This window comes from Pseudoalteromonas fuliginea (assembly GCF_000690055.1).
Classification (GTDB): Bacteria; Pseudomonadota; Gammaproteobacteria; order Enterobacterales; family Alteromonadaceae; genus Pseudoalteromonas; species Pseudoalteromonas fuliginea.
This window is the reverse complement of record NZ_JJNZ01000068.1, coordinates 1-20,447: the sequence shown is the minus strand read 5'-3', so window position 1 is coordinate 20,447 and position 20,447 is coordinate 1. Positions and strand designations below refer to the sequence as shown.

The 20,447-nt window shown below is 40.0% G+C and carries 22 protein-coding genes and 1 tRNA gene; 6 read left to right on the top strand and 17 right to left on the bottom strand.

Annotated elements, in window-relative coordinates:
* Positions 1-35 precede the first annotated feature (35 nt).
* Complete coding sequence (gene lptG, locus DC53_RS03745; RefSeq protein WP_033015376.1) at positions 36-1,103, bottom strand: LPS export ABC transporter permease LptG; 1,068 nt, start codon at positions 1,101-1,103, stop codon at positions 36-38.
* The gene (lptF, locus tag DC53_RS03750) at positions 1,100-2,212 is read right to left on the bottom strand and encodes an LPS export ABC transporter permease LptF (RefSeq protein WP_007377062.1); all 1,113 of its coding nucleotides are present in this window, start codon (positions 2,210-2,212) and stop codon (positions 1,100-1,102) included. The genes lptG and lptF overlap by 4 nt, the downstream gene beginning before the upstream one ends.
* A 288-nt stretch (positions 2,213-2,500) precedes the next feature.
* Here lptF and pepA point away from each other — a divergent pair, with 288 nt between their 5' ends.
* From pepA to DC53_RS03765, 3 genes are all read left to right on the top strand, one after another.
* Positions 2,501-4,012, top strand: coding sequence for a leucyl aminopeptidase (gene pepA / locus DC53_RS03755; RefSeq protein ID WP_033031420.1), 1,512 nt, complete (start codon positions 2,501-2,503; stop codon positions 4,010-4,012).
* A gap of 158 nt (positions 4,013-4,170) precedes the next feature.
* Positions 4,171-4,617, top strand: coding sequence for a DNA polymerase III subunit chi (locus tag DC53_RS03760; protein ID WP_007377064.1), 447 nt, complete (start codon positions 4,171-4,173; stop codon positions 4,615-4,617).
* A 60-nt stretch (positions 4,618-4,677) separates the two neighbouring features.
* Complete coding sequence (locus DC53_RS03765) at positions 4,678-7,533, top strand: valine--tRNA ligase (protein ID WP_033031417.1); 2,856 nt, start codon at positions 4,678-4,680, stop codon at positions 7,531-7,533.
* 112 nt (positions 7,534-7,645) lie between these two features.
* Here DC53_RS03765 and DC53_RS03770 read toward each other — a convergent pair whose 3' ends face one another.
* On the bottom strand, positions 7,646-8,914 hold the full coding sequence (locus DC53_RS03770; protein ID WP_033031415.1) for an outer membrane protein transport protein: 1,269 nt from the start codon (positions 8,912-8,914) through the stop codon (positions 7,646-7,648).
* Between the two features lie 284 nt (positions 8,915-9,198).
* Here DC53_RS03770 and DC53_RS03775 point away from each other — a divergent pair, with 284 nt between their 5' ends.
* A complete protein-coding gene (locus DC53_RS03775) occupies positions 9,199-9,522 on the top strand; it encodes a YwiC-like family protein (protein WP_033031413.1) in 324 nt (107 codons plus the stop codon).
* On the opposite strand, the gene DC53_RS03780 is transcribed toward DC53_RS03775, so the two are convergent.
* Together DC53_RS03780 and DC53_RS03785 are read right to left on the bottom strand one after the other, a co-directional pair.
* Positions 9,482-10,696, bottom strand: coding sequence for an HD-GYP domain-containing protein (locus DC53_RS03780; protein WP_033031411.1), 1,215 nt, complete (start codon positions 10,694-10,696; stop codon positions 9,482-9,484). The genes DC53_RS03775 and DC53_RS03780 overlap by 41 nt on opposite strands.
* 363 nt (positions 10,697-11,059) lie before the next feature.
* Positions 11,060-11,134: transfer RNA gene (locus tag DC53_RS03785), tRNA-Arg, on the bottom strand.
* Between the two features lie 245 nt (positions 11,135-11,379).
* Here DC53_RS03785 and DC53_RS03790 point away from each other — a divergent pair.
* Positions 11,380-11,562 (top strand): hypothetical protein, encoded by a 183-nt coding sequence (locus DC53_RS03790; protein WP_007378484.1) that lies wholly within the window; start codon positions 11,380-11,382, stop codon positions 11,560-11,562.
* Here the strand turns inward: DC53_RS03790 and DC53_RS03795 are convergent.
* From DC53_RS03795 to DC53_RS03805, 3 genes are all read right to left on the bottom strand, one after another.
* Positions 11,559-12,365: a phosphotransferase gene (locus DC53_RS03795; protein ID WP_033031409.1), complete on the bottom strand. Its 807-nt coding sequence runs from the start codon at positions 12,363-12,365 to the stop codon at positions 11,559-11,561. The genes DC53_RS03790 and DC53_RS03795 overlap by 4 nt on opposite strands.
* A gap of 3 nt (positions 12,366-12,368) precedes the next feature.
* The gene (pnuC, locus tag DC53_RS03800; protein WP_008135692.1) at positions 12,369-12,986 is read right to left on the bottom strand and encodes a nicotinamide riboside transporter PnuC; all 618 of its coding nucleotides are present in this window, start codon (positions 12,984-12,986) and stop codon (positions 12,369-12,371) included.
* 201 nt (positions 12,987-13,187) lie between these two features.
* Positions 13,188-13,439 carry a hypothetical protein gene (locus DC53_RS03805; RefSeq protein ID WP_033031407.1) on the bottom strand — a complete coding sequence of 84 codons (252 nt, stop codon included), beginning with the start codon at positions 13,437-13,439 and terminating at the stop codon, positions 13,188-13,190.
* Positions 13,440-13,539: 100 nt separating this feature from the next.
* Here DC53_RS03805 and DC53_RS03810 point away from each other — a divergent pair, with 100 nt between their 5' ends.
* Positions 13,540-13,779 (top strand): DUF2960 domain-containing protein, encoded by a 240-nt coding sequence (locus DC53_RS03810; protein WP_007378480.1) that lies wholly within the window; start codon positions 13,540-13,542, stop codon positions 13,777-13,779.
* An 18-nt stretch (positions 13,780-13,797) separates the two neighbouring features.
* Here DC53_RS03810 and alr read toward each other — a convergent pair whose 3' ends face one another.
* The 9 genes from alr to rpsF form a co-directional block, all read right to left on the bottom strand.
* The gene (gene alr, locus DC53_RS03815) at positions 13,798-14,877 is read right to left on the bottom strand and encodes an alanine racemase (RefSeq protein ID WP_033031405.1); all 1,080 of its coding nucleotides are present in this window, start codon (positions 14,875-14,877) and stop codon (positions 13,798-13,800) included.
* Entirely contained in the window at positions 14,877-16,256 is a 1,380-nt protein-coding gene (dnaB, locus tag DC53_RS03820; RefSeq protein ID WP_002963050.1) for a replicative DNA helicase, read from the bottom strand. Before dnaB ends, alr begins: the two co-directional genes overlap by 1 nt.
* Before the next feature lie 112 nt (positions 16,257-16,368).
* On the bottom strand, positions 16,369-17,307 hold the full coding sequence (locus tag DC53_RS03825) for a DUF4097 family beta strand repeat-containing protein (RefSeq protein ID WP_007378478.1): 939 nt from the start codon (positions 17,305-17,307) through the stop codon (positions 16,369-16,371).
* A 9-nt stretch (positions 17,308-17,316) separates the two neighbouring features.
* The gene (locus DC53_RS03830; RefSeq protein ID WP_007378477.1) at positions 17,317-17,799 is read right to left on the bottom strand and encodes a hypothetical protein; all 483 of its coding nucleotides are present in this window, start codon (positions 17,797-17,799) and stop codon (positions 17,317-17,319) included.
* On the bottom strand, positions 17,786-18,334 hold the full coding sequence (locus tag DC53_RS03835; RefSeq protein ID WP_007378476.1) for an RNA polymerase sigma factor: 549 nt from the start codon (positions 18,332-18,334) through the stop codon (positions 17,786-17,788). Before DC53_RS03835 ends, DC53_RS03830 begins: the two co-directional genes overlap by 14 nt.
* Before the next feature lie 437 nt (positions 18,335-18,771).
* Positions 18,772-19,224 (bottom strand): 50S ribosomal protein L9, encoded by a 453-nt coding sequence (gene rplI / locus DC53_RS03840; protein ID WP_002962755.1) that lies wholly within the window; start codon positions 19,222-19,224, stop codon positions 18,772-18,774.
* 35 nt (positions 19,225-19,259) lie between these two features.
* Positions 19,260-19,487, bottom strand: a complete 228-nt coding sequence (gene rpsR, locus DC53_RS03845; RefSeq protein WP_007378475.1) for a 30S ribosomal protein S18 — start codon at positions 19,485-19,487, stop codon at positions 19,260-19,262.
* Positions 19,488-19,499: 12 nt separating this feature from the next.
* The gene (priB, locus tag DC53_RS03850; RefSeq protein WP_033015549.1) at positions 19,500-19,817 is read right to left on the bottom strand and encodes a primosomal replication protein N; all 318 of its coding nucleotides are present in this window, start codon (positions 19,815-19,817) and stop codon (positions 19,500-19,502) included.
* Positions 19,818-19,861: 44 nt separating this feature from the next.
* A complete protein-coding gene (gene rpsF, locus DC53_RS03855; RefSeq protein WP_007378473.1) occupies positions 19,862-20,203 on the bottom strand; it encodes a 30S ribosomal protein S6 in 342 nt (113 codons plus the stop codon).
* Between the last annotated feature and the right edge of the window lie 244 nt (positions 20,204-20,447).

Genomic DNA, 20,447 nt, shown 5'->3' with positions numbered 1-20,447 from the left:
TTTATAAGTTTATTACCTACACTATTTTAAAAGCATTAAACTCGTTTATTCATCAAGTATGTCGCAAAACTTATAAATATTATGCTTGGTAATACAGCACCTACAATAGCTGGTATTTGATAAACCATAACCACTGGGCCAAATATTTCGTTAGTTAAATGAAACACGATACCGGTTACAACACCCATAATAATACGCGCCCCCATAGTAACGGTACGTAGTGGGCCAAATATAAACGAGAGCGCCACCAGCAGCATTACCGCAACAGATACAGGCTGCATAAACTTACGCCAAAGGGCAAGCTCGTAGGTACTAGTGTCTTGCTCATTTTGTTCTAAATACCCTAAATACGACCATAAACCAGTAAACGATAACGACTCTGGCTTGACTGATACAACACCCAGCTTTTCAGCGGTGAGTTGTGAGGCATAAAATTCTTCAGGCACCTGTTCTGTGGTAATTTTTTCGTCGGTGATAATTACCTTATTTATATCACGAAGTAGCCAACCGTCATTACGACTCAAAGCATTTTTTGCTTTAGTGATTTGAGTCAAATCTAATGATTTGTCAAAATGATACATATACACACCATGCAGCATTCCATTTTGATCAACATCTTCTATGTTAATAAAGTTATTACCATCTTTAGCCCATACGCCTTTTTGCGCATTAAATACATCACCGCCATGTATTGCCTGATTACGCATTTCTTTAGCGTGCAGCTGTGCCTCTGGTGCACCCCACTCGCCAAGTGCCATCATACAAAAAGCCATAAATACGGCCGTTTTCATTACCGAGCCGATTATTTGTAAACGCGACATACCAGCGGCTTGCATTACCACCAGCTCACTGTTCGAGGCGAGTGCCCCTAAACCCGTTAATCCGCCAATTAGCGCAGCCATAGGGAAAAATACAACAAGATCACCCGGTATAGTATATAAAGTGTAAAGCATTGCGGTAATTAAGTCGTAACTACCACGCCCTACCGATTTTAACTGTTCAATAAATTTTATGAGGGTACTAATACCCACTAATACCAATAAGGCAAAGCCTGTTGTTTGTAAAATACTGCGGCCTAAATACCAATCAAGCGTTTTCATCATGAGCCTAGTTCTCGCTTAGTTACAACAGCTTTGAGCCAAGCGCCCAATGGACGCCCTTTAATTATTAATAGCCCACCTATAAATAGGGCACTTATGTGGATCCACCACAACCCTATTGATGGTGGTATTTTACCATCCTCAACTGCAAATTTAGCTGCATTAAGTAAAATAAAGTAACCCAAATACAAGCTAATAGCTGGCACTAATTTAGCAAACTTACCTTGGCGCGGGTTTACAACACTTAATGGCACAGCAAGCAAAGTAAGCAGTGGAATAGAAAGTGGAATAGCGAGACGCCACTGCCATTGTGCTATAGATTCAGGGGTATTTATTGCCAGCAACTGATTAGTTGGCACCGCTTCTAGCTTTCGGCGTTGATGCTCTATTTCTTGATCGCGGATTTGTACGCTGTAGCCGTCAAATTCAGTTAAATTAAGTGCCGGTGTTAAACCGTCAGTTTCATAACGTTTACCGTCAGTAAGCACTAACTGCTGTTCACCATTAACGGCTTCTACTACTACGCCTTGTTCTGCGTAAACTAGGCGTGCAAGGTTATCTTTTTCGCTGTTAGGTAGTTGCGCTACAAATACCTTATTAAGCTCTTTGCCGCCTTTTTCAATATTGTGAATAAATACCACGGCTTTTTCGTTACCGGTTTCTTGAAATCGCCCCGCTCTTAGCGCGGATAAACCGGCATCGGCTTTAGCTTGTTCTTTTAATTGGTATTCTTGCTCACTTGCCCATGGTGCTATGTACATGGTGAGCGCTGCGGCTAAAAATGCCAACCCTGCACTTGATATAAGCGTAACGCGCACAACGTACCATTCGCTTACGCCACAGGCTTTAAGCACGGTCATTTCGCTATCAGCATAAATACGGCTGTAAGCTAAAATAATGCCTAAAAATATACTCAGCGGAAGTATTAAAGAGGCTAATTGCGGTAATTTAAGTGCAATCATCGACAGAACTAGTTTGGCAGGGATACTACCCTCGGAGGCATCGCCTAAAATAACAACTAACTTTTGTGACAAAAAAATGGTCATTAAAGTTAAAAATACGGCGACCTGCGATTTTAAAACCTCTGAGGTCAAATAACGGAAAATTAGCAATGCTCGCCCCTGTTAAACATGGAATTTCACTAAGATAGTGATAATTTAATAGTTAAATAGCTATTTTACGCAGCTTGTACTGGCAAATTAGCCATTATTATAAGCCATCAAATTTAATTATCCTACCTAAGAGCACGATATAATGTTGCATTAGTAGCCCTTAAGCATATAAAGTTCAATTACACAGTAAGAGTCTAGCAAAATCAGCTAATATTAGAGTTATTAGACTAGAAATCTTTTTTTTAGCCCCTATTTAATAGCCTAATCGACTCAAAACCAGGAGTGACAATGGAATTTAGCGTAAAAAGTGGTAGCCCAGAAAAACAACGTAGCGCATGTATTGTAGTTGGCGTTTACGAGCCACGTAGGTTATCCCCCATTGGTGAACAACTCGATAAAATCAGTGACGGTTATATCTCAAACTTACTTCGCCGTGGTGATTTAGAAGGTAAACCAGGTCAAGTTTTATTATTGCATCATGTACCTAATGTATTAAGCGAGCGCATATTGCTTGTAGGCTGTGGTAAAGAACGCGAACTTGACGATAAACAATACAAACAAATTATTTCTAAAACAATAAATACCTTAAACGATACTGGTTCAATGGAAGCGGTATGCTTTTTAACAGAACAACACGTTAAAGGTCGCGACACCTACTGGAAAGTGCGCCAAGCGGTAGAAACTACGCAAGATTGTTTATATACGTTTAACCAATTAAAAAGCAAAAAAGTAGACCCTCGTCGTCCATTACGTAAAATGGTATTCAACGTGCCAACACGCCGTGAACTAACTATTGGCGAAAGTGCCATTGAGCATGGTTTAGCCATTGCTGCAGGTAGCAAGTTATGTAAAGACGTAGCCAATATGCCACCAAATATTTGTAACCCTGCTTACTTAGGTGAGCAAGCACAAGAGCTGGCAACTAATTTTGACAACATCACTGTTGATATTATTGGCGAAGAACAAATGGCAGAGCTAGGCATGAACTCTTACCTAGCTGTTGGTCGTGGTAGCGTTAATGAATCTGTTATGTCGATTATTAACTATAAAGGCGCAGCCGATGACCAAGCTCCAATTGTACTTGTTGGTAAAGGTTTAACGTTTGACTCAGGCGGTATTTCGTTAAAACCAGGCGAAGGCATGGACGAAATGAAATACGACATGGGCGGCGCTGCAGGTGTTATTGGCGCAATGCGTTCGCTTGCACAAATGCAATTGCCAATTAACGTTATTGGTGTTTTAGCGGGCTGTGAAAACATGCCTGGTCCAAATGCTTATCGCCCGGGTGATATTTTAACAACTATGTCAGGGCAAACGGTTGAAGTGTTAAACACTGACGCTGAAGGCCGTTTAGTATTGTGTGACGCGCTAACGTACGTTGAACGCTTTAATCCAGATACGGTTATTGACGTAGCAACACTTACTGGCGCTTGTATTGTAGCCCTTGGCGCGCATGCGACTGGTTTACTATCAAACCATAACCCACTTGCACACGATTTATTAAAAGCGTCTGAGCAAAGTGGTGACCGTGCATGGCAGTTGCCACTGTGGGACGACTATCAAGATCAGCTAGATAGCCCTTTTGCTGATTTTACTAACTTAGGTGGACGTTCTGCTGGCACAATTACCGCTGCATGTTTCTTGTCTAAATTTACTAAAAAGTATCATTGGGCGCATTTAGACGTAGCCGGTACAGCGTGGAAAAGTGGCGCTAAAAAAGGCGCAACTGGTCGCCCTGTTCCTATGCTTACTCAGTACTTGTTAAATAGAGCTGGCGTAAGTGAAGCCGCTCAAGATTAAAGTGAACACTTAACTTTAAACCTGTTTATAAGGCGCCGTTTGGCGCCTTATTTATTTGTGTATTAATTGAAGCAAAACGCGTTATATGGCAAAATCTGCCTCTTAATTTATGTGTATCAACTTAGTGCACATTTAATGTTATGGGAAACCCCGATACAATGAACATGAACGCCCAATTTTTCGTTCTAAAGCAACAAGATGAATCGTTAGCAAAGCCAGACGATCATTTTGCTTTGGCAGCTCAAATTGCAGCCGATCAGTATCGAAACGGTCAACGCGTATTTATATGTGTCGATAACAACGAGACCGCCTGTGCCATTGATGAAATAATTTGGGCATTCGATCCCGACAGTTTTGTACCTCATAACCTACAAGGTGAAGGCCCTAAAGGCGGCGCACCTGTAGAAATTGGTATTACGCCTCCTGTTGGTAATCGTAAAGTTTTAATTAATTTGGCTAATAACTTACCGGATTTTATTCGTCGATTTAACCAAGTTTTTGATTTTGTACCCGTAGAACCCGTTGCTAAGCAAGCTGCTCGCGAGCGCTTTAAAAAGCTGCGCCAACTCGGTGCCAATCTCACCACGCAAGATATTAATAACTAAAAACACGTTTAGTTAAATAGCTAACCAACTAATTTAAGTACTTATTTAAGGTTCTGTGTAATGGATAAAACCTACAATCCGCAAGATATTGAACAGTCTCTATATCAAGACTGGGAACAAAAAGGCTACTTTAAGCCGTCTGGCAAAGGCGTACCATATTCAATTATGATCCCGCCGCCAAATGTCACAGGTAGCTTACACATGGGCCACGCCTTCCAAGATACAATAATGGATACCTTAACGCGTTTTAAACGTATGCAAGGTAACAACACATTATGGCAAGTAGGTACTGACCACGCAGGTATTGCAACGCAAATGTTGGTTGAGCGTAAATTGCATGCAGAAGAAGGCAAAACACGCCACGATTTAGGCCGTGAAGATTTTATTAATAAAATCTGGGAATGGAAAAAAGAATCGGGCGGCACTATTACTAAGCAGCTTCGTCGCCTTGGCGCATCGGTTGATTGGGATCGTGAACGCTTTACAATGGACGATGGTTTATCTGAAGCCGTTAAAGAAGTGTTTGTACGCCTTCATAAAGAAAACCTAATTTACCGTGGCAAACGCCTAGTAAACTGGGATCCTAAATTACACACTGCTATTTCTGATCTTGAAGTTGAAAACAAAGACAAGCAAGGCCACATGTGGAACTTACGTTACCCACTGGCTGATGGCGTAACAACACAAGACGGAAAAAACTACATAGTAGTTGCTACAACTCGCCCTGAAACCATGCTTGGCGACTCGGGTGTTGCAGTAAATCCAGATGACGAACGCTATACAGATTTAATCGGTAAAGAGATTTTATTACCAATAGTTAATCGTCGTATTAAAATTGTTGCTGACGAACATGCCGATAAAGATAAAGGCACGGGCTGTGTAAAAATAACCCCAGCGCACGACTTTAACGATAACGAAGTGGGCAAGCGTCATCAAATGCCGATGATCAACATTTTCGATAAAGACGCCGCTATTCTTACCCAAGGTGAAACATACACCTTTGACGGTAAAGAGCTTGAGTTTGATGCGCCAATTCCTGAGCGCCTGCACGGCCTTGATCGTTTTGCTGCGCGTAAAGCGATTGTGGCAGAATTTGAAGAGCTAGGCCTACTTGAAAAAATTGAAGACCATGGTTTAACGGTTCCTTACGGCGATCGCTCTGGTGTGGTAATTGAGCCACTACTTACCGACCAATGGTATGTACGTGTTGCACCACTAGCTGAACCTGCAAAAGACGCAGTTAAGAACGGCGACATTCAATTTGTACCTAAGCAATACGAAAACATGTACTTCTCGTGGATGAACGACGTACAAGATTGGTGTATTTCACGCCAGCTTTGGTGGGGTCACCGTATTCCAGCTTGGTACGACAGTGAAGGCAATGTATTTGTTGGTCGCGACGAAGCAGAAGTACGCCGTGAAAACAACATTGCAGACAGCGTAACGCTAAGCCAAGACGAAGACGTACTTGATACGTGGTTCTCATCAGCGCTTTGGACGTTCTCTACACAAGGTTGGCCAGAAAATACCGATGATTTAAAAACCTTCCACCCGTCTGACGTGTTGGTAACTGGTTTTGATATTATTTTCTTCTGGGTTGCGCGCATGATTATGATGACGCTGCACTTTGTAAAAGACGAAAATGGCAAACCACAAGTTCCGTTTAAAACCGTGTATGTAACTGGCTTAATACGTGACGACAATGGCGATAAAATGTCTAAGTCAAAAGGTAACGTACTTGACCCATTAGACATGATTGACGGCATTGAACTTGAAAACCTAGTACAAAAACGTACTGGTAACATGATGCAGCCAAAACTTGCCGCTAAAATCGAAAAAGATACGCGTAAAGTATTTGCAGGCGGTATTGAAGCACACGGCACCGACGCCCTTCGCTTTACACTTGCTGCAATGGCATCTACTGGTCGTGATATTAACTGGGATATGAACCGCCTTGAAGGTTACCGTAACTTCTGTAACAAATTATGGAACGCGAGCCGTTACGTATTAATGAACACAGAAGAGCAAGACTGTGGTTTTGCAAACGGTGCTCAAACGGAGCTTTCATTAGCTGATCGTTGGATTTTAGGTCAGTATGAAGCTACTGTTAAAACCTATACAGAGCATTTAGATAACTACCGCTTTGACTTAGCTGCTAACACGCTTTACGAATTCACTTGGAACCAATTTTGTGATTGGTACTTAGAGCTCACTAAGCCGGTATTATTTAAAGGTAATGAAGCGCAGCAACGTGGTACACGTAATACACTTATTACCGTACTTGAAAGCTTACTGCGTTTAATGCACCCAATGATGCCATACATCACTGAAACTATTTGGCAGCGTGTTGCACCTCTTGCAGGCCTTAAAACAGAGAACACCAGCATTATGGTTCAGCCGTTCCCTGTATATAATGAAGCAAGCGTTGATGCTAAAGCAATGGACGATTTAGAATGGGTTAAACAATTCATTTTAGCGATTCGTAATATTCGTGGTGAAATGGATATTAGTCCAAGTAAACCACTTAGCGTATTACTTGCTAATGCATCAAGCGACGACGTGCGCCGCATTGAAGAAAACAAATCATTTTTAGCATCACTTGCAAAAATTGAAGAGTTTACAATGCTTGAAAACAAAAACGACGCACCAGCATGTGCAACGTCTTATGTTGGCAACCTTGAGATCATGATCCCAATGGCCGGCTTAATTGATGTAGAAGCCGAGCTTTCGCGTATTAATAAGCAACTCGAAAAAGCAGAAAAAGGCCTAGCACAAGTGCAAAACAAACTCGCTAACGAAAAGTTTGTAAACAACGCACCTGAAGCCGTACTTGCTAAAGAAAATGCAAAACTGGCTGAGTTTAGCGATGCTAAAACTAAGCTACTTGAGCAAAAAACTAAAATAGAAAGCTTATAATTTTAGTTATTATGCCTATTAACACTATTTAATAGGCATTAAAAAAGCCGCTCACTTTAATAAAGTGAGCGGCTTTTTTGTGCCCTGTGATTAACCACAAGACACTCCTACATTAAAATTTGTAGTTATACTGAGCACCAATTAGTACTGCGTGGCCTTTAGATTCGAAGCCCCACTGGCTGCCTGAGTCATCAGCTTCTGTAAACGTTTGTGTTTTACCACGGATAATACTTACACCAAGATCAACATTAGAGTTTTGATCGATAGTGTAGTTACCACCAAACGAGAACCAGAAACGGTCTGTATCAGGAATCGAAATTGATAGATGTGTTTGTGATACAGGAGACTCATCAAATGCAACACCGGCACGTAGTAATAAATCTTCGTTTAACTGGTAATCTGCACCGACTGAGTAGCGGAATGAATCGCTAAAACTCTCGTTCTTTTCAAACGCGGTAAACTTGTTACCCGTTGGTGCTGTTACTTGCGCTTCTAAAGACTCAAAGCTACTCCACCCAGTCCATAATACACTGTAGTGCAGCCCTAATTTTTCGTCTAACTGATGCGAACCAGAAAACTCAGCAATAGCTGGTAAAGTGATTTCTACAGAACCAGGAAGCACTGTGCCTTGTGTGCCGCCAGCGGCTGCAGGTAGCCCATTAGAAAAATCACCATCAAACGTGATATCAGTTTCTGTTCTGTAGTTAAAACCAAAACGGCTGTTTTCATCTAATTGATACATTAAACCTACGTTTAAACCAAAACCAGTATCATCACCTTGAAGATTTACTGCATCAGTACCAAAGTCAAAGCCACTTGCATTTGCGCCAACTTTACGAATAACTGTTGCATCAGCATAAATAGCATTTAGGCCTATACCAAAGCTAAATTGTTCAGATACTTTATAAGCAACGCTTGCATTAAGATTAACAGTAAATATTTCTGTTTCACCTGCAATTTGCCCTGCTACGTAGTCATTTTTAAACTCAGTAGATAAACCAAAGTTAGAAAAAGCACCAAAACCAACTGATACTTTGTCGTTATAAGGCATAGTAAAATAAATTGCAGGAACAACGGCGCTAGGAGCAATGCTGTCATCATCTAATGCGCTTGGGTCAATACCGTTATTAGTACTTTCACCTTCAAGACTTACATCAGGAATAACGCCAATAGCAGCAACACTTAGTTGCTTGTCTTTAAATAAAGTCATTAGTGCTGGGTTACGTGCAACAACAGATGCGTCGTCTGCAATAGAAGCTTCACCAGCATATGCACGGCCTAAACCTGATGCATTTTGTTCTGCTAGTTGAAATGCAGCTGCAAAACTGTCTGCAGAAACAAATGCAAGCGAAGCTGCAATAAGAGTTTTAGTAAATTTCATTGTTGTGTCCTTAACCAAACTAACTGTTTGGATAGCTATGTGTGTTGTTATTAGGATTTCAAACCCGGCTACACTACCTGATTTTTTTATAAAAGACTCTATGAATACGTCAAAATACTATGAAAAACATGGTTTTTAACGACATTTTAACAACTAATTAAAACTCATCGGACTAGATCTGTGCTATTAGAGCATATACTCTAAATGTAATTGGTTATCATTTAGATTGACTTAAAGTAATTAGCAATTTACACTCACTACAAAATCACAAAGGAAATAAAACTGTGATCATTTCACTTATTGTAGCTGGGCTTATTTTTTGTGGTGCGAGTGTATTTTGTTTTTATAAAGCAAATTACTGCGCATGTACGCAAGCAGGACAATGCGACAATCCAGTAAATCACTATTGGCTTGGTGCTATGCTAAGCGCACTAATTTCGCTCGCATTTTGTTGTTTAGCACTGCATGTAGAGCTAGGCACTTTATTGTGGCTAACACTGATGGGAAGTTGTTTTTTAGGGGCATTTATTTCAGCTAAGAAAAGCAATCAACGAAAGTGTACAAACACTACGCAAGCAGATGCTCTTTTAGTAAACGAGACAAATTAATTTTATAGTCTAGTGGTTTAACACTCGCTAAAATTTTAAGCTCTTGGTTACTGTCACTTAAATCAATATCTTTAGCAGTTACATGATGCCCATGTTTAGCATTAAAAAATAACTTAATTTTTGGCTTTATCGGATTCAAGTTATTCCCCTCCAATACTAACGCTAGGCGTTCATTAGTTAGCTTCACAATAGTCCCTACGGGATGCACGCCCAAGCACTTTATAAAACGCTGCACTAATTCAGCGTCAAACATTTGCTTGTTAGCCAATAAGTAACGCAGTGCATTAATAGGTTCTTCGCCATCTTGATGAGGCCTGTCTGCTGTCATCGCATCATATACATCTACAATTGCCATTATCCGTGCGGGACGGCTTATTTTTTCTGCAGCAATGCCGCGGGGATAACCTGAACCATCTAATCGTTCATGGTGATTGACTATCATATCTAACATAAGTGGCGAAATACTCTTTTCACCTTTGACCAGACCCAGCCCTAAAGCAACATGTTTTTTAATACTCGCCATTTCGTTATTAGTAACCTTGCCTGGTTTTGATAGTATGCCTTGCGGTAGTTTAGATTGCCCTAAATCATGCAGTAGTGCGCCCATAGCAAGCTCCTGCACAAGCGCTTCTTTGTAACCTAGGTATTTAGCAAATACACTCGTAAAAATGGCGCAGTTGATCATATGACGCCAATTATAGCTATGCTTATCTTTAATTCGAGTAAGGATTGTCATCGCATTTGCATTACGAAATACTGAAGCAACGATTTCATTTGCTATTTCATCAAGTACTTTTACGTTAAGAGTTAAACCGGCTATTAAATCGCTATATAAAGATTGTATTTTACGGTTATGTTGATCGTAGCTTACACTCGCTTTAGCAAATTCTTGCTGTACCGTTATTGCAGATTTGGCCTTAACTCGTTTTTGTTGGCTGCTCGATGTTTTAGGTTTATTTTGTGGCTTATATTTGGCGGGGATTGCGACTTCACTCTTAGCGAAATCAATAAGAAGTTCAAGAACCCCTTCTGCAATTAAACGCTTAATTATAGATTTGTCTCTGACTAACCCGCTAGTCTTAATTTTTATACTATTAATCCCTTCATGTTGCTTAGTAACACTGTCGACATACATGCCAGGTATTAGCTCAGGGATAGGTAAAGTTATTAGCATAAAAGCGGCTATTTCTACAATTAATGAATATGTACCTTAAATAGCATTGTTTAATACTTAAAGTCCATTCATTCGTACTTTAGTAGTTATAATTCACTAAAAAGTAGTAATTTATATTATTAAATAATATCTCATTTAATTTTGCGTTATTTTTAATTTAATGGGGAACGCTAAAGGGTTTTGAACTGAGATACTAAAAGTTTATTTTCATTCAAGTTTAAGTGTAATTAATAAGAACACTATTTTTATAAAAATGAAGTTCAATCAATGTTATCTAGTATCGTTAACCAATTTTAGATATTGAAAAGAGTTTGATTATGCAAAAGTACTGAAATAATTTAGGGCATAAACATATAAAGCAAATGGCGCTCTCGGTAGGGATCGAACCTACAACTCAGCCTCCGGAGGGCCACGTGATATCCATTTCACCACGAGAGCACATTTGTTGCCGCAGCACTAACTCGCGATATCAATGCTTTGGCGTCTATAATGATAAAGATATCCGTCGTTAATTGCCAGCACCATGCGTTTAGATGCCTATTAATTAAGCGATTTAGAATAAAACACTTCACAATTAGTTAAAAACACGCTTTTTATCAATATTAGATAAAAAAAAGTAACTGTTTAGCAACATTTTAACTATTATAGTGACTATGTGATTTGATTTAAAAGAGGAAGTGATTATGAGTTTGATGTCTACTGAGCAAGTTGCTGAGTTTTTAGGTGTAAAAGTAGAGCGTGTTAAACGCCTTACTCGTGAAAGTTTACTAATTGCGAAATCGCAGGATGAAAATGGCGAACCGCAATTTGATGCTGATGAAGTAAAAAAATATAAAGAACTAGCTGCACGTTTTGGTGGTCTTTAAAAACTCATAGATAAAGTGAGTTTATTTAGTTGCGCGCGTAATTCAATTAAGTGATTAGTTATGTCGCGCTGCTCATACCACCCTATACTCAATATTAAAAAAAACAGCTTAAAAAAATCAAGTTTATTTACTGATTTAAAAAAGCTTACACCGGCTCTACTGTACTTACTATAATTATCTAATAACTCACCTTCACTTTGCCCATCCAAATTAAAGCTCACGCACAGCGCGGCTAAATCAAAATACACATCGTTAGTTTGTCCGTACTCAAAATCAATTAAATACATACCCGAAGCATTTACAACAATGTTGTCTCTTACTAAATCGTTATGACAAAAGCCCGCATTAAATGGCATCGCTGTAACTGCTTTTAGTGCCCGCTCTATTTGTGATTTGTATAACGTATATACATCCGTATTTTGATAAAGGTGCAGCTCTTTGGCTATATCCATTGGTGTAGTCGTTGCGCTGTAACTGTGTACTTGGGCTAATTTATTAACTAAGCTGAGCGTTATATCTGACTGTGCGGTTTCACCCTCAATATAATCAAATACCGCACGACTATTCTTTTTATCGAGCCAAATAGGCGCAGGGCATATATCCAAGTCACTTAAAAAGCGCTGCGCTTCAAGGCCGTCACTTGGCCAACGGCTTTTATAACACTTTAACAAATACCCTTGTTGCTCGGTACGTATTAAAAAATTATCGTTGCTAAAGCCATTCAGCAATCGCTCGCTTGAAACAATGCTTTTAGGCTCTATAAACGCACTACACATTTTTACTAACTGATTATACTCAATCATTAATTAAAGCTGCGCTAAAGGCTTAGCTTGGCTTTGTTCGTACTCTTCGTACCAGGTTTTGAAGCCCCACGCTGCCATAATGGTATAAAATATAAAGAGTGCTAGCGTTGGGTAATAGCCTTTTTCGTAGTATAGATACATAGAAGCGGCATCTATTACAATCCAGTACAGCCAGTTTTCGAGGACTTTTTTAGCAACTAAGTAAGTAGTTACTACTGCAAAACATGTTGTAAAGCTATCAAGATAAGCAAAGTCGGCATGAGTATAGTTTTGCATAACGTAACCAATAACTATTGCAGCTACGGTTGTTAAACTGATTAAAACAGCATGACGGTTCATCGACCAAGACGTAATATTTAGATTTTCAGCTTTGCCTTTTCGCCATACAACCCACCCAAATACAGCCATATACATATAATAAAAATTAAGTAATGACTCCATTAATAATGCACCATTCCAGTACATTATTGTATAAATGAGTGTGCTAAAAAATGCTGCAGGCCAACACCATAAGCTTTCTTTTATTGCCAATAATAAGTACGCCATCGACAACCCCACCGCTATGTATTCCCAATGCGACATCGCTGTAAAACCACTTAAGGTTTGTGTTAAAAAGTCCATACTATGCAATCACCGTTCAGTTGTGCCGATTGTTATACCAATCTGCTTATATACGGGGTCTATTTAACGTTAAGAAAATCACGCTAGAACTAGGCAAAAATTTTTGTATCTAGTTGTTCTAAATAAAAAATTTTTAACGACGTTATAGTGCAATTTAATTCGTTAAATTGATCAAAGATTTATGCAGGTTGGTATTATAGATTATTCAGGCGATAAGTCGCCAAAGAGAAACTTACATACAAAAATAGCTTTACCAAATTCTTCATATGAGCGCTTAATTTCGGTACTTAACACCTGCATTACTAAATCATAATCACCAAAAATTTGCGTTGATAACGTATTAGTAATCACTTTTAAATTTTCGTATTCGTTTAAGCGGTCGATAAAGCCTTTAATAAACGGAATGTAATCTTGGTGAAGTGGATATTTACTGATCTCTACTGATAATTTCATTTTAAACTCTACTTTTTAATTATTTGATTTAAACAAATCATTCAATGCCAGTTCAATACAGTGTAAAATTATACTAACACTCAATTTAACTGAGCTTATTATGGCACGTAGAATAACGTATACGTTTAAAAACCAACCGCGCGAAATTAACTTCGCAAAAGATAAATACCACGACATGTATCAAGCAATTGCTGCCGCCGAAGGTATTGATTTAACAAATTACTTAAGCATGGTACGCCAAATAGAAATGACCTCAAAAGGGTCTGCTTCTGTGCGTAACTTTCGCGACCAAGAATTTGCCCGTATGGGCTTTAGCGACATTTACTTTATAAAAGAGTAAGTATCGCTTATAGCTGTATTAACGCTGATACTCATAACTTACGCGCGGTGTAATATTGCATAATAGCTCGTAAGGAATGGTACCAGCGCACAATGCTATTTCTTCAACGGGTAGATCAGGGCCCCACATAGTGACTCTGTCTCCTACTTTAATATTGTTCTCATTAGCCCCTATATCAACGCTAATCATGTCCATAGCTACGCTTCCTACAATACCATAACGCTGCTTACCAATTATAACTGGCGTCCCCTCTTTAGCATGCCGAGGATAACCATCGCCATAACCCATAGCCACAACAGCTAACTTGGTTGGTTTATCGCTTTTCCAACGACCACCATATCCAACAGCCTCATTAGCAGGCACATCACGCACTGCAATTACGCGCGTAGTTAAGCGCATAACTGGTTTTAATTTGTGTTGCTGCCCAATGCTATTTGCCATTGGCGATACACCATAGAGCATAAGCCCAGGACGTACCCAGTCGCCATGACCGCTCGGCCAGGCAATAATACCAGCAGAATTTGATAAACAATGCGCTTGCTCAATGCCATTCACTAAATTATCAAACAACGTAATTTGTTGAACCGTTTTAGCATTATCAATGTCATCAGCACACGAAAAGTGGGTCATTAAATTAACGGTATTTTTAGCGTTAGGTGTTTTTTGCAAGCGGCTATAAAACGCTTCAAACTGCTCTGGCGCAATACCTAATCGATGCATACCTGTATTTACTTTTAACCAGCATGTTATTGGTGCATCTAGCTTTGCTTTTTCAAGCGCCGCTAATTGGTACTCATCGTGAATAATAGTTTGAAAATTGTTGGCAAGTAGAATCGGTAAATCGGCTTTGTTAAAAAAGCCTTCTAGTAAAACAATTGGCTTTGTTAAGCCCCCAGCTCGAAGGGCGAGCCCTTCATCTATACGTGCCACAGCAAATGCGTCAGCATTATTTAAATGCTGCGCAATCGTTACTAATCCATGCCCGTAAGCATTTGCTTTTAGCACCGCCATCACTTTGCTGTTAGGTGCAAAGCCCTTAACTTGCGCTAAATTATGCGCAAGTGCAGCTAAATTAATTTCAGCAGTGGCTAAGCGCATTAGTAATCGTCATCTACCGCTGGTCCCGCGTAATTATCAAAGCGAGAAAATTGACCTTGGAATGTTAAACGCACTTTACCAATTGGGCCGTTACGTTGTTTACCTATGATGATTTCGGCAATACCTTTATCGGTACTGTCTTCGTTGTAAACTTCGTCACGGTAAATAAACATGATTAAATCGGCATCCTGCTCTATCGACCCTGACTCACGTAAATCTGAGTTAATTGGGCGTTTATCGGCACGTTGCTCTAGCGTACGGTTTAGCTGCGAAAGCGCAACAACCGGACATTTTAGCTCTTTTGCTAGCGATTTAAGTGAACGCGAAATTTCAGCAATTTCAAGTGTTCGGTTATCAGCAAGGCTAGGTACGCGCATTAGCTGCAAGTAATCGACCATGATCATACTAATGCCGCCGTGGTCACGCGCAATACGACGTGCACGAGAGCGAACATCGGTAGGTGTTAAGCCCGAGGCATCATCAACATACATTTTGCCTTTTTCCATCAACAAGCCCATTGTTGATGAAAGTCGCGCCCAATCGTCATCATCTAACTGACCTGTACGTACCTTAGTTTGGTTAATACGGCCAAGAGACGCTAACATCCTCATCATAATTTGTTCTGAAGGCATCTCTAGCGAGTAAATTAGCACGGGTTTGTCTTGAGTCATTGCGGCATGTTCTGCAAGGTTCATCGCAAAGGTGGTTTTACCCATAGATGGACGCGCTGCCACAATAATTAAGTCAGACGGCTGCAGGCCCGTTGTCATTTTATCAAGATCGGCATAACCTGTACTCACACCCGTTACACCATCTTGTGGCGATTGATAAAGCTCTTCTATTTTATCAACGGTTTTTTCGAGTATGTTATGAATACTTTGCGGGCCTTCCGTACTTTTTGTACGTTGCTCGGCAATTTTAAATACTTTGCTTTCGGCAAAATCGAGTAGATCGTGACTAGTACGCCCTTCGGTATTAAAACCCGCTTCTGCAATTTCATTTGCCACGCCAATCATTTCACGTACAACAGCACGCTCTCGTACAATGTTTGCGTAGGCATCAATGTTGGCTGCACTTGGGGTATTTTTAGCAATTTCGGCTAAGTAAGCAAAACCACCAATGCCTGCAAGCTTATTATTTTTTTCTAAACTTTCAGAAATAGTGATTAAATCTATCGGATCGCCAATCTCAGCAAGTGCCGTCATCGCCTCAAAAATTAACTTGTGCGTGCGGGTATAAAAATCCTGTGATACAACAAGCTCAGCTACGCGGTCAAAAGCTTGGTTATCAAGCATTAAGCCACCTAAAACAGATTGTTCAGCTTCTATTGAATGGGGAGGAACTTTAAGAGTATCGACTTGCTTATCTGGTTTGGCCATAACTTCACAGTAGTAAAATTGAATGGCTCTATTCTATCGACTTGCAGGGGCTGTGCAAATAGAAAAGCAGGAAATCTTTCCTGCTTTTTGTAATCGTGATGGGGAATGAGTGTTATTTGGTACGCAGCTCTATTCGTCCACTAATGGTATCCATTTCAACATTAGCATTACCGCCATTAATACTAAACTCTAAATCACTGGCTGGGCCATATTTAGCTTTACTGACTTTATCGCTAGTAACTTTATTAATGATTTTACCATTAGCATGGGCTTTAATTTCAAACTTTGCTGATACACTTTGTGGGAAATAAAAGTCGGCATCACCACTTACTGATTCAAAACGTACATCACCGCCTTTTAAAAGCTCGTTAATCTGTACTTCTGCTTCGCCATTTACCGTATTAATACGTAGGTTTTTAATAGCCGATAGCGTAAATTCTATATCGCCATTTACGTTTTCAAGGCGTACATCATTAGCGCTTGAAGTTGATTTAATATCACCATTAACAGCGCTAAAACGCAGCTCTCCACTTGATTGCCTATCGTTAATTTCACCATTTACGGTTTCAAACTGAATATTACCGTTTAAGTTCTCAGCGTTCACATCACCATTTACAGTGGTGAGCTTAATGTTGCCAGTAATATCATTTACCGTAATTTCACCGTTAACCACATCAACTTCAGCGCCGTTTTTAAGCTCCTTTGCAGTCACCGATACATTAACGCCAGCAAACTCTAAGCTACTGCTTTTAGGCATAAATATAGTTAGGTTTGAGCCGTCACCACTATTACCCCAATTTGATTTACGGGGCATTTTTACAATAAACTGTGTTTTATCGCCACTTGTTTTAAGCTCATAACCTTGTGCTTTATCATCAAGCTCGCCAGATACTTTAAATTCGTTTTTATCCCAGCCTGTAATATGTATATCACCGCGTTGGTTTTCAATAAAAATAGTGCCGCCACTTGGTACGTCTATTTGCTTATCTATTTTTTCACCCGCAAATACTGCCAATGGAAATAAGCTCAGTCCTAATAAAATCGCTTTCATGTCGTACTCCTAAATGTGCTGCCAACGTGGCGCGTGCACCTTGTTAATTAAATCAAGTTGTTGTTGATATATTTGCGCTAACATTGTCAGTAGCGCTTGGTTTTGTGGTTCGTTTTCAAGAGCTTGCTTTATTGCTTGCTCAGCTTCTTCCAGTTCTTGTAGTTGCGTTTGCCAGTTAGTGGTCAATGCTTCTTTATTTTCGTATTCAACCAACAAACTGTTTTTTTGCGCCGAAAAGTAATCACTTATAGCCACTACGGGTTGTGGCTCGGGCGCTATAACAATTAGATTTACAGCAATTAAAGCAGCTAATGTGCAGGCAGCTATTGCTGTTAGTTTTGGCCAAATAATAGTGCTGTTTGGACTCTGCTTATTATTAACAATTGCTCGCTCAATCCCCGCCCATAAATCTTTTTGTGGCGTAATTTCTTTATCAAGCGTGTTTAATGACTTATTTAAGTAGTCGTTAAAGTTTGGTTTACTCATTTTCATACCACTCTTGTAATAACTGCCTAGCACGATGATATTGTGACTTACTTGAACCAACAGCCATACCTAATTGCTCCGCGATTTCCTCGTGCCTGTAACCTTCAATAGCAAATAATACAAATACCATACGTGCGCGCTCAGGAAGCCTTACTATTAACTTATCGAGGCCATTTAAGCCTTTGCAGTCGTTAGCTGATTGCTCATCCATACCGCTGTGTTCAATACTTACTACTTTTTGCAACCAGTTTTTTTGCTTACGCAGGTAACTTATCGCTACATTACTGGCAACACTATATAGCCAAGTAGAAAACTGCGAACGCCCATCAAACAATGCTATTTTATGCCATACCTGTACAAATACCTCTTGGGCGGCGTCTTCGGCGTGTGCTTGGTCTGCTAATAAGCGTAAACATAAACCGTATACTCGTTTTATATGTAACTCATAAAGCCTTGTGTATGCGCCTTGATCACCCGATTTAACTCGCTCAATGAGTGCAGCTTCGCACAAAGGCGTTGGTTCGGGTTTAACGTGTAACATCCGTGATGCCGCCTTTTAATTATTATTGTTGAATTGCTATTTAAGTGTATTGATAAGTTAGACGTAATGACAGTTCGAAAAGGTTTAAGGAGAATGAAAGAATAATTGAATAAAAAAGGGGCTTATACGAGGCTTTATACCAATTCGCTTAATTAAGTGATCTATTTTGAGGATGGAAAAACGTGTTGATAGCTAGACAAAAAATTCGCTATTTAGTTGTTCTCGGCAATTGCTCCTGCATTGCTCTACCTTCTGCATCCATGCAGTCGTAAATGAAAATTTTTTAACACAGGTAGCGACACGTTTAGCCCCGCAAAATGATTAAGTATTATTGCGGATTAGTATTATTTAACAGTGCCCTTAACTAATAAAGTTAGCCAAATTATAGGCACAAAAAAGCCGTGCTAATAGCACGGCTTTTGTCGCTTAATTAAAAATTAAGCTTCAGCGATTACGATTACTTTGATAGTAGCCGTTACGTCTGAGTGAACTGAAATTGATACGTCAAATTCACCTGTCTCACGGATAGTACCTAGAGGCAAACGAACTTCTGACTTAGCAACTTCAACACCAACAGCTGAGATAGCGTCAGCGATGTCACGAGTACCGATTGAACCGAATAACTTACCTTCGTCACCAGCTTTAGATACTAATGTAACTTCTGCTAATGCTTCTAGTTTTTCAGCGCGTGCTTGTGCAGCAACTAACTGTTCAGCGATTTTCGCTTCAAGTTCTGCACGACGAGCGTCAAACGTTTCAATGTTAGCTTTAGTCGCAGGAACTGCCTTACCTTGAGGGAAAAGGAAGTTACGTGCGAAACCAGATTTAACTACAACCTGTTCACCTAGGCTACCTAGGTTAGCGATCTTATCTAGTAGAATAACTTGCATGTTTCTACACCTTTTAAAAACTGTTAATCCGCTGCTTACTTATGTAAGTCAGTGTATGGAAGAAGGGCTAAGTAGCGAGCACGCTTAATAGCAGTTGCTAGCTGGCGCTGAAATTTAGCGCTAGTACCTGTGATACGGCTAGGTACGATTTTGCCACTTTCTGTAACATAGTTTCTAAGAGTAGCTAGATCTTTGTAATCGATTTGTTTTACGCCTTCCGCTTTAAAGCGGCAGAACTTACGACGTCTGAAATAACGTGCCATGAGATTAATTCCTCAAATAATTCTTTCGATATGCTGAGCATGCAAAACCAATTGGCTAAGGCCGTTACGACCTTCGTGGCGATTTAAAAAACCACTCACTTGCAATGCCTGCCCAACGTGCAAATGTTGAGTCTGTTGTTGCATTTGCTTTCCACTGGCAACTACCTGAAGCCTCACGTAACTATTACGGTTAAGGTCTGCTTCGGTTTGCATCGATTTATGTTCTACAACAAAAATACAATGCGGGATGCCAGCTGGGCTTTGGCTAAACTTGGGCGTTTTACAAACTACCCCAGATATAACCAGCTGATTCATAAAAGGGCTAACCATTTATATTTACCGCCAGTTAAACGCCATGCTTGGACTCAAAACAATTAAGCAGCTGGTGCTTCTTTCTTCTCTTCTCTTGCAAGAGGAGACGCTTCAGTTTCAGCAGTTTTAGTGCGGATAACTAAGTTACGAAGCACTGCATCGTTGTAGCGGAAAGTAGTTTCTAGCTCGCTGATTACTTCAGTTGGTGCTTCAACGTTCATTAGAACATAGTGAGCTTTATGAAGCTTGTTAATTGGGTAAGCCAATTGACGACGGCCCCAATCTTCAAGACGGTGGATAACACCACCAGCTTCAGTGATAGAACCAGTATAACGTTCGATCATACCAGCAACTTGCTCACTCTGATCTGGGTGAACCATGAATACGATTTCGTAATGACGCATGGATATTCCTTACGGTTAATAGAGCCTTCTACCGTTTCGGCCGGTCGGTTTAAGGCAAGGAATTAATAGTTTAAAAGCCGAAATGAGCGCGCATTTTACGCTTAGTAGGATAATTAAGCAAGCAAGTTTTTAAAGCTTTTATAGATAAGTGTATATAGGTAAGTATTACGAGCTTTGCTCGTCGCGTCAGCAAGCTGTACGCCTACAAATAAAGCTAAACTCGGGTTTAATATTTATTGTAGAC

Bases quoted from the DNA above. Each gene is read 5' to 3' on its own strand.
- pepA (WP_033031420.1), top strand. From the start codon at position 2,501: ATGGAATTTAGCGTAAAAAGTGGTAGCCCAGAAAAACAACGTAGCGCA.
- priB (WP_033015549.1), bottom strand. From the start codon at position 19,817: ATGGTTAGCCCTTTTATGAATCAGCTGGTTATATCTGGGGTAGTTTGT.
- rpsF (WP_007378473.1), bottom strand. From the start codon at position 20,203: ATGCGTCATTACGAAATCGTATTCATGGTTCACCCAGATCAGAGTGAG.
- pnuC (WP_008135692.1), bottom strand. From the start codon at position 12,986: ATGGACTTTTTAACACAAACCTTAAGTGGTTTTACAGCGATGTCGCAT.
- lptG (WP_033015376.1), bottom strand. From the start codon at position 1,103: ATGATGAAAACGCTTGATTGGTATTTAGGCCGCAGTATTTTACAAACA.
- DC53_RS03810 (WP_007378480.1), top strand. From the start codon at position 13,540: ATGGCACGTAGAATAACGTATACGTTTAAAAACCAACCGCGCGAAATT.
- DC53_RS03795 (WP_033031409.1), bottom strand. From the start codon at position 12,365: ATGATTGAGTATAATCAGTTAGTAAAAATGTGTAGTGCGTTTATAGAG.
- DC53_RS03760 (WP_007377064.1), top strand. From the start codon at position 4,171: ATGAACATGAACGCCCAATTTTTCGTTCTAAAGCAACAAGATGAATCG.
- DC53_RS03765 (WP_033031417.1), top strand. From the start codon at position 4,678: ATGGATAAAACCTACAATCCGCAAGATATTGAACAGTCTCTATATCAA.
- DC53_RS03835 (WP_007378476.1), bottom strand. From the start codon at position 18,334: ATGTTACACGTTAAACCCGAACCAACGCCTTTGTGCGAAGCTGCACTC.
- DC53_RS03830 (WP_007378477.1), bottom strand. From the start codon at position 17,799: ATGAAAATGAGTAAACCAAACTTTAACGACTACTTAAATAAGTCATTA.
- DC53_RS03770 (WP_033031415.1), bottom strand. From the start codon at position 8,914: ATGAAATTTACTAAAACTCTTATTGCAGCTTCGCTTGCATTTGTTTCT.
- DC53_RS03790 (WP_007378484.1), top strand. From the start codon at position 11,380: ATGAGTTTGATGTCTACTGAGCAAGTTGCTGAGTTTTTAGGTGTAAAA.
- DC53_RS03805 (WP_033031407.1), bottom strand. From the start codon at position 13,439: ATGAAATTATCAGTAGAGATCAGTAAATATCCACTTCACCAAGATTAC.
- alr (WP_033031405.1), bottom strand. From the start codon at position 14,877: ATGCGCTTAGCCACTGCTGAAATTAATTTAGCTGCACTTGCGCATAAT.
- rplI (WP_002962755.1), bottom strand. From the start codon at position 19,224: ATGCAAGTTATTCTACTAGATAAGATCGCTAACCTAGGTAGCCTAGGT.
- DC53_RS03825 (WP_007378478.1), bottom strand. From the start codon at position 17,307: ATGAAAGCGATTTTATTAGGACTGAGCTTATTTCCATTGGCAGTATTT.
- dnaB (WP_002963050.1), bottom strand. From the start codon at position 16,256: ATGGCCAAACCAGATAAGCAAGTCGATACTCTTAAAGTTCCTCCCCAT.
- rpsR (WP_007378475.1), bottom strand. From the start codon at position 19,487: ATGGCACGTTATTTCAGACGTCGTAAGTTCTGCCGCTTTAAAGCGGAA.
- DC53_RS03780 (WP_033031411.1), bottom strand. From the start codon at position 10,696: ATGCTAATAACTTTACCTATCCCTGAGCTAATACCTGGCATGTATGTC.